The sequence below is a fragment of the Pleomorphomonas koreensis DSM 23070 genome (assembly GCF_000425185.1).
In the GTDB taxonomy this organism is placed as follows: Bacteria; Pseudomonadota; Alphaproteobacteria; order Rhizobiales; family Pleomorphomonadaceae; genus Pleomorphomonas; species Pleomorphomonas koreensis.
Genome location: NZ_AULH01000027.1, coordinates 22663 through 30303 on the forward strand (window position 1 = coordinate 22663; position 7641 = coordinate 30303).

Annotated in this window: 5 protein-coding genes; 2 read left to right on the plus strand and 3 right to left on the minus strand. The window is 71.7% G+C overall.

The annotated features are described in order from the left end of the window. The 3 genes from H512_RS0118530 to H512_RS0118540 are packed head-to-tail and all read right to left on the minus strand — an operon-like array spanning nucleotide 1 to nucleotide 4646. Complete coding sequence (locus tag H512_RS0118530) at nucleotides 1-2766, minus strand: DUF4159 domain-containing protein (RefSeq protein ID WP_026784708.1); 2766 nt, start codon at nucleotides 2764-2766, stop codon at nucleotides 1-3. Next, on the minus strand, nucleotides 2763-3659 hold the full coding sequence (locus H512_RS0118535; RefSeq protein WP_026784709.1) for a DUF58 domain-containing protein: 897 nt from the start codon (nucleotides 3657-3659) through the stop codon (nucleotides 2763-2765). Before H512_RS0118535 ends, H512_RS0118530 begins: the two co-directional genes overlap by 4 nt. Further along, the gene (locus H512_RS0118540; protein WP_053240048.1) at nucleotides 3660-4646 is read right to left on the minus strand and encodes an AAA family ATPase; all 987 of its coding nucleotides are present in this window, start codon (nucleotides 4644-4646) and stop codon (nucleotides 3660-3662) included. Between the two features lie 571 nt (nucleotides 4647-5217). Between H512_RS0118540 and H512_RS27365 the strand changes: the two genes are divergently transcribed. Beyond that, nucleotides 5218-5850, plus strand: coding sequence for an NUDIX hydrolase (locus H512_RS27365; RefSeq protein WP_053240049.1), 633 nt, complete (start codon nucleotides 5218-5220; stop codon nucleotides 5848-5850). After that, nucleotides 5847-7031 (plus strand): CCA tRNA nucleotidyltransferase, encoded by a 1185-nt coding sequence (locus tag H512_RS24900; protein ID WP_036792644.1) that lies wholly within the window; start codon nucleotides 5847-5849, stop codon nucleotides 7029-7031. Before H512_RS27365 ends, H512_RS24900 begins: the two co-directional genes overlap by 4 nt. Nucleotides 7032-7641: the final 610 nt, after the last annotated feature.

A 7641-nucleotide genomic window follows, 5' to 3' on the forward strand; every position in this document is an offset into this window, starting at 1 on the left:
TCATTCTCCCAGCCGTTCCAGGAGGGCCGGCACGTGTACCTGATCGGCCTTGTAGCTGCCGGTCAGCACGTACATGACGATGTTGACGCCGGCACGGAAGGCGAATTCGCGCTGGCGCGGCGTACCGGGTACCAGCGGGTGCAGGAAGGCGCCGCCCTCGTCGGCCGCCCAGGCGCCGGCCAGATCGTTGCCGGTGATCAGGATGGGCGACACGCCGTCGCCGGCCCTGACCGGACGCGCCGTGCCGTCGCCCTGCTGTTCCTCGTCGCCGGGCGCCTCGACCCACAGCGGCGAGCCTTCGCTGCGGCCGACAAAGGCGCCGATGAGGTAGAAGGACTTGGTCAGCACGTGGTCGGCCGGCACCGGTTCGAGCGGCGGCACGTCGATCAGCGCCAGCATGTCGCGCAGGCGGGCGGTGTTGGGCGAGGCGACGGCGAAATCGGCGTCGTCGCGGCTGTCGAACAGCACGGTGCCGCCGTTCTTCATGAACGCCTCGATGCGGGCCATGGCGGCGGCGGTCGGCATCGGCGCGGCGGCGTCGACCGGCCAGTAGATCAGCGGGAACACCGACAATTCGTCGACGGCCGGATCGACGGCCATCGGCTCGCCCGGTTCCAGCGACGAGTGGCTGGCGAGGAAGCGCGACAGCGTCGACAGGCCGGCGCGGCTGGTGTCGTCGATGTCGGTGACGCCGGTCTCGACGTAGGCGAGGCGGGTGGCCGACAGCGCCTCCATCAGCCGGGCGTCGTCGGCGGCGCGGGCCTGCGGCGGCAGAAGGAGAAGAGCGAGGCCGACGACAACGGCAGCGGCCGCCGGTTGCCGCCGCCGGAAGCCGCCGGACAGCGCCGTCACGGCGAGGCCATCGACGATGAGCAGCAGGAAGGCGAGGGCGAAGCCGTAGGACGTGAGATCGACGGCCGCCTCGGTGATGAGGCCGGTGCGGTGGACGCCGTCCGACAGGCCGGAAAGGTCGGGCGGCCGATAGGTCATGTCCGGCCGCATCGGGTTCAGGGCGCGGAAGCCGTCGTCGCTGCCGTAGAGGCCGGGCGGCGTCGCCCGCGACGGGCGCAGCGTCGCGAGGTCGGCCTCGCGGATGCCGGCGAGGCCGGCGCGCGGCGCCGAGGGCCGGCCGTAGCCGTCGATGAGGGATAGCGGCGGCAGCACGGCGTTGCCGGCCGCCTGGCGCCCCGCGCCGCCTCCGGCCGCGCCGAGCGCCACGGTGCGGCGCAGCATCTCGACGAAGGTGCCGGAGATCGGCAGGTCCGACCAGCGGGTGTCGGCGGTGACGTGGAACAGCACCTGCCAGCCGGCGCCGACGCGGACGGCGGTGACCAGCGGCGTGCCATCGCCGAGGCTGGCCCAGGTGCGGCCGGCGAGGTCGACGGACGGTTCGGCCAGCACCTGCCGGCTGACCGTCACGTCGCCGGGTACCGCGAGGCCGGCGTAGGGGCCATTGTCGGAAAAGGCGCCGAGCGTCTGCGGCTTGCTCCAGGAGAGCGCGCCGCCGAGGGCGCGGTCGCCGCGCCGCAGCGGCACCGGCAGCCCGGCGTCGCCGGAGGCGGCGAGGCGCGGGCCGGCGAAGCGGACGAGCACGCCGCCCTTTTCCATGAAGGCATGGGTCAGCGCCGTCTCGCCGGGGTCGAAGCGGCCGGCGTCGGCGACGAGGATGGCGGCCGGATGCGCTTCGACCGCCGCCTTCAGCGCCTCGGAAAAGGCGCCGCGGGCCGGCGGCAGCAGTTCGGCGAAGGGGGCGAGCGCCTTGTCGAGAAAATAGTCGGGGGCGATCAGCGGCCGCGCCGCCTCGCTGCCGGTGGCGGTGAGCACCACCACCGAGCGGCGGCGCCAGCGGTCGTCGAACAGGTGGACGCCGAGCGCCGAATTGCCGCCGGCCACCTCGGCGCGGGCGATGTCGTTGCGGATTTCGAGCGGCAGGGCGAAGCGCACCTCGGCCGCGAGATCACCGGCTGCGAAGGCGAAGGGCCGCTCGTCGAGCAGCCGCCCTTTGCGGTCGAGCAGCCTGAGGCTGCCGTCGATCGCCGCGCCGGCCGCCGCCCGCCTCAGATGGGCGGTGACGGCGGCGCCGTCCTGTTCGACGCCGTCGATGGCCACCGGCGCCGGCCGGCCGGAGGCGGCGAGCGTCAGCGGCGCGTCTCCGGCGATCTTCGCAAGGCCGGCCAGGAAGGATCCGGCCGTGCCGTCGTCGCCCGGCTCGATCAGCGCCACCACCTCGCCGGGCGGGCTGAGGCGGCCGAGCGCCGGCAGCAGGGCGGCGCGGTCGGGCAGGATGGCGCGCGGGGCAAGCGCGTTGACGCGGCGCAACGCCTCGGCGGCCGTCGTCTGGGCGGCGATGCCGTCCGGCCCGTCGGCGGTGGCGACGACGCGCACCGGCCGGCCGGCGTCGTCGGCTTCCGTCAGCACGGCGGCGGCGGTGGCGAGGCGCTGCGGCCAGTCGGGGGCGGCGCTCGCGCCGTTGTCGACGATCAGCCACAACGGGCCGGCGCCACGGGCGAGGCGTTCGGCCGGCAACAGTTGCGGCCCGGCGGCGGCGAGGACGATCAGGCCGGCAAGAAGAAGGCGCAGGGCGATCAGCCACCAGGGCGTGCGGACCGGCGTCTCGGCGTCGCGTCTGACGCGGACGATCAGCGCCAGCGGCGGGAAAAGCTGCGTCACCGGCCGCGGCGGCGTCGCCTTCAGCAGCCACCAGATGGCCGGCAGCGCCAGAAGGCCGATCAGCGCCACCGGCGCGGCGAAGGCGAAGCCGCTCATGCCCCACCTCCGTCGGGTGCCGACAGATGGCCGTGCAGGGCGACCAGCGCCTCGATGGCCGGCCGGTCGGTGCGGGCGAGCGTGTGGCTCCAGCCGGGCCGGCGGGCGGCGATGAGGCGGGCGCGGTGCGCGGCGCGGGCGGAGAGATAGTTGTCGCGCCAGGCTTCGGCGCGGCCGGCCAGCAGATGGGCGCCGCTCTCGGGGTCGACGAAGTCGACGCGGCCGAGGAAGGGGAACTCCTCCTCGGTGGGATCGGCGATCTCGACGAGATGGACGCGGGCCTCGAGGTCGGCGAGGCTGGCGAGCAGGCGGTCGCGTTGCTGCTCCGGCCCGAGGAAATCGGAGAGCAGGATCAGGTCGTCGCGCCGCCGCGCCGCCGCCGGCGCATCCGTCAGCGCCTGGGCGGCCCCGGCGGACCCGAGCCGGGCGAGCTTCATGGCGATCACCTCGGCGCCGTCGCGGCGGCTGGTCGGCTCGGCGTCGCCAACGAGGCCGATCCGCTCGCCGGCCCGCGACAGCAGTTCGGCCAGCGCCAGCGCCAGCGTGACGGCGCGGTCGCGCTTGCTGGCGATGGCGGCATCGGAGCGGAAGTCCATCGACGCCGACAGATCGACCGACAGCCAGACCGTATGGGCATTCTCGTGCTCGCGCTCGCGGACATGCAATGTGTCGTCGCGGGCCGACCGCCGCCAGTCGATGCCGCGCATCGATTCGCCGGTGACGAAGGGCCGGAACTGCCAGAAGTCCTCGCCGGGGCCGGCCCGGCGGCGGCCGTGCCAGCCGGCGGCGACGCTCGACGCCACCCGCCGCGCCTCGACCAGCAGGTCGGGCAGGGCGGCGGCAAGGCCGCGCGCCGCGGCGACGGCTTCGGGCGACAGGGCGTCGCGGGCCATTCAGATCACCTTCTCGAGGATCAGGCCGACCACCTCGGCGACGCTGCGGCGGCGGGCGCGCGCCTCGAAGGTCAGTGCCATGCGGTGCTTCAGCACCGGCACCGCCAGCGCGGCGACGTCGTCGAGCGACGGCGCGTAGCGGCCGGTGAGCAGCGCGCGGGCGCGCACGGCCAGCATCAGCGACTGGGCGGCGCGCGGGCCGGGACCCCAGGCGATGTCGCCGCTGGTGTCGGCGCCGGGGCGGGCGGCGCGCACCAGATCGAGGATGGCTTCCACAATGCGTTCACCGACCGGCAGGCGGCGGACGAGCGCCTGCAGGCGCTGCAATTCGCCGTCGTCGAGCAGCCGTTCGGCCGTCGCCTCGTCGCGGCCGGTGGTCTCGATCAGGATGCGGCGCTCGGTGTCGCGATCGGGATAGTCGAGGTCGATTTCGAGCAGAAAGCGGTCGAGCTGGGCCTCGGGCAGCGGATAGGTGCCCTCCTGCTCCAGCGGGTTCTGCGTCGCCAGCACGTGGAACGGGGCCGGCAGATCGTGGCGGAGACCGGCGACGGTGACGTGATGCTCCTGCATGGCCTGCAAGAGCGCCGACTGGGTGCGCGGGGAGGCGCGGTTGATCTCGTCGGCCATGACCAGCTGGGCGAACACCGGGCCGCGGATGAAGCGGAAGGAGCGGCTGCCGTCGGCCGCCTGGTCGAGCACCTCCGAGCCGAGGATGTCGGAGGGCATCAGGTCGGGCGTGAACTGGATGCGCCGCTCGCTGAGGCCGAGCACCACGGCCAGCGTCTCGACCAGCTTGGTCTTGGCAAGGCCGGGCACGCCGACGATCAGCCCGTGGCCGCCGCTGAGCAGCGTCACCAGCGCCGCCTCGACGGCCGCTTCCTGCCCGAAGATGACGCGGGCGACGGCGGCGCGCACGGCTTCGAGCCGCGCGAAGGCGGCATCCGCCTCGGCGATCGCGTCAGCCGCCGTCTTCATCTCTGCGTCCATGTTTCTCTCCGCCGTTCTTTTTCTGCCTCAGTCGCCGGCGGGCCTACGGCCCTTAGGCTTTCCGCTCCGCTTTACGTCTTTCGGGGCTTCGTCCCGAAAGACCCACTCCGCGCGGCGCCGGAAGCCGCTTCGCGGCTTCTTGTTCTTTGTCTCTGCCTCAATCGCCGGCGGGCCTCCGGCCCTTAGGCTTTCCGCTCCGCTTTTCGTCTTTCGAGGCTTCGCCACGAAAGACCCGCTCCGCGCGGCGCCGGTCGGCGCCGGAAGCCGCTTCGCGGCTTCTTGCTCTTTGTCTCTGCCTCAGTCGCCGGCGGGCCTCCGGCCCTTGGCTTTCGCTCCGTTTTTCGTCTTTCGGGGCTTCGTCCCGAAAGACCCGCTTCGCGCGGCGCCGCTTGGCGCCGGAAGCCGCTTGAAGCGGCTTCTTGTTCCAGTTCTGCCCCGGTTTATCGTCGAGTGCCCGAGTTTGACATCTCCGGCCGCGCGGCGCATCACCTTTCGGCAAGAGGCGTCGGATGTGGTTTCAACCCATGAGCCAAGCAAAATCAAGGCAGGCGCGTCCGGCCGGGAGGCGGGCATGATCCCCGAAGCGGTCGGACCGGCCGATATCCTCGCCAAGGCCGGCCGCATGCGGCCGCTCGCCACGGCCGGCGCCTTCCGCGACTCGCGACAGGAACAATTGGCGGCCAGCCTTGTCGCCGGTGCCCAGCCGTTGCGCGACGCCGCCGTGCTGATCGGCCTCGTCGGCCGGCAGGACGGCACCGGCCTCGACCTGGTGATGATCCGCCGTACCGACGGCCTGCGCGTCCATTCCGGCGAAGTGGCGCTGCCTGGCGGCAAGATCGAGCCGGAGGACGCCTCGCCGGTCGAGGCGGCGCTGCGCGAGGCGGAGGAGGAGGTCGGCCTCGCCCGGTCGGCAGTGAAGCCGGTCGGCCTGCTCGCCCCCTATCCGACGCCATCCGGCTTTCGCGTCTTTCCGGTGATCGGTCTCGTCGCCGGGCGGCCGGCGCTGACCGCCAACCCCGACGAGGTGGCCGAGGTATTCTCGGTGCCGCTCGCCTTCGTGCTCAATCCCGGCAACCACCGCGAGGAGTTCTTCGAGCACGCCAGCGGCCGCCGCCACTATTTCTCCATGCAATATGGCCGCCACCGCATCTGGGGCGTCACCGGCAACATCCTGCGCCGCTTCTACGAGGAGGTATTCCGGTGAGCGCCGCCTCGATCGCCGGCGCCGCCTTTCTCGACGATCCGGCCTTCCGCAAGGTGATCGCCGCCATCGAGCAGGACGGCGACCGGGCGCGGGTGGTCGGTGGCGCCGTGCGCAACACGCTGATCGGCGAGCCGGTCGACGACGTCGATATCGCCACCACCGCGACGCCGGACGTGGTTGCCGCCCGCGTCGCGGCGGCCGGCCTGAAGGCCGTGCCGACCGGCATCGACCACGGCACGGTGACGGTGGTCGCCGTGCACAGGGCGTTTGAGGTGACGACGCTCCGGTCAGACGTCGAGACCGACGGCCGGCGGGCCGTGGTCGCCTTCAGCCGCGATTGGGACGGCGATGCCCGGCGGCGCGATTTCACCATGAACGCCGTCTATGCCGACGCCGACGGCACGCTGCACGATTCCGTCGGCGGCGTCGCCGACGCGCTTTCCGGCCGCGTCCGCTTCATCGGCGATCCGAGGCAGCGCATCGAGGAGGATTACCTCCGCATCCTGCGCTTCTTCCGTTTCCACGCCCGCTACGGCCGCGGCGAGCCCGATCCGGACGGCCTCGCGGCGGTGATCAGCCTCGGCGAGGGGCTCGACCGGCTGTCGCGCGAGCGGGTCGGCGCCGAAATTCGCAAGCTGGTGACCGCCGGCGGCGCCGCGCCGGCGCTGGCCATCATGGACGAAGCGGGCCTCCTCGACCGCATCTTGCCGGGTGGCGGCAAGGTGGAGCGATTGGCGGCAGCGGTGGCGCTCGCCGCGCGGCATGGCCTGTCGCTCGGCCTGGAGCCGCGGCTTGCCGCGCTGGCCGTTAAGCGGGAGGGGTTGATGGCGGCGCTGCGCCTCTCCGGCCAGGAAGCCAGGCGGGTCGAGACGATCGTCTCCTGGTGTGGCGAGTTTTCGGTCGGGATGGATGCGTCGGCCGTCCGCCTCGCCGTTATCAGGGCCGGCAACGAGGTGGCGGTCGCCGCCCTGATTCTTGTCGCCGCCGAGACGGGCATTGAGCCGCCGGCCGATCTTCTCCGGCTTGCCGGTGAGTTCCGGCCGCCCAAATCGCCCGTGACCGCCGCCCGGCTGATTGCCGAGGGGTATAAGCCGGGGCCGGCGCTCGGTGCCGAGTTGCGTCGCCGCGAGGCGGCCTGGATCGCCGCTGGCTGCCCGGCCGACCTGCCGCCCGGCGACTGAGCGAAGCCTTCGCCGGGGTCCTGACCGCCGACGGGGGCGTTCGTCCGGCACCCCGCGCCGGCCAGCGGATTTTTTCAAAATCTTTTTGGGTCACGACGCCTTCGTGACGGTTTCTTGACCATTTGGAAAACATGCAAGCCATTGTTTTTAGGGATATCTTTTCCGGTATCACGGAGTTTTCCCATTCTCCGGCGGCGGTGTTGACAAGCACGGGGCGTCCCCCTATAAGCCTGTTCATCGACGGCGGCGCTGCAGCGACGTAGTGCCGGCGGTGTTCTGTTGCCGGGTGCTGGCGGTTCGCTTCGGTGAGTTGGCTGGTTGATTTGGCGGTGGATTTGAGGGGCTGGTTCTCCTCCGTTCTTTGACAAGTGGATAGGAAGAAAGAGAAACGTGGCCGGCGTTTGGGCTATTCGGCACGGACTGAGCCTTTAGGGGTTTGGTTTGTGCCAAGAAGAGCTAAGCACCGGAATGACGTTTCTTGATAGGTTTCCGTTTGGGTCTGTCCGTGAGGGTGGGTCTGGATGGAAAGACCTCGTCGAGTTTTTGTGATTTCGGGATGGAACTCTTGAACATGAGAGTTTGATCCTGGCTCAGAACGAACGCTGGCGGC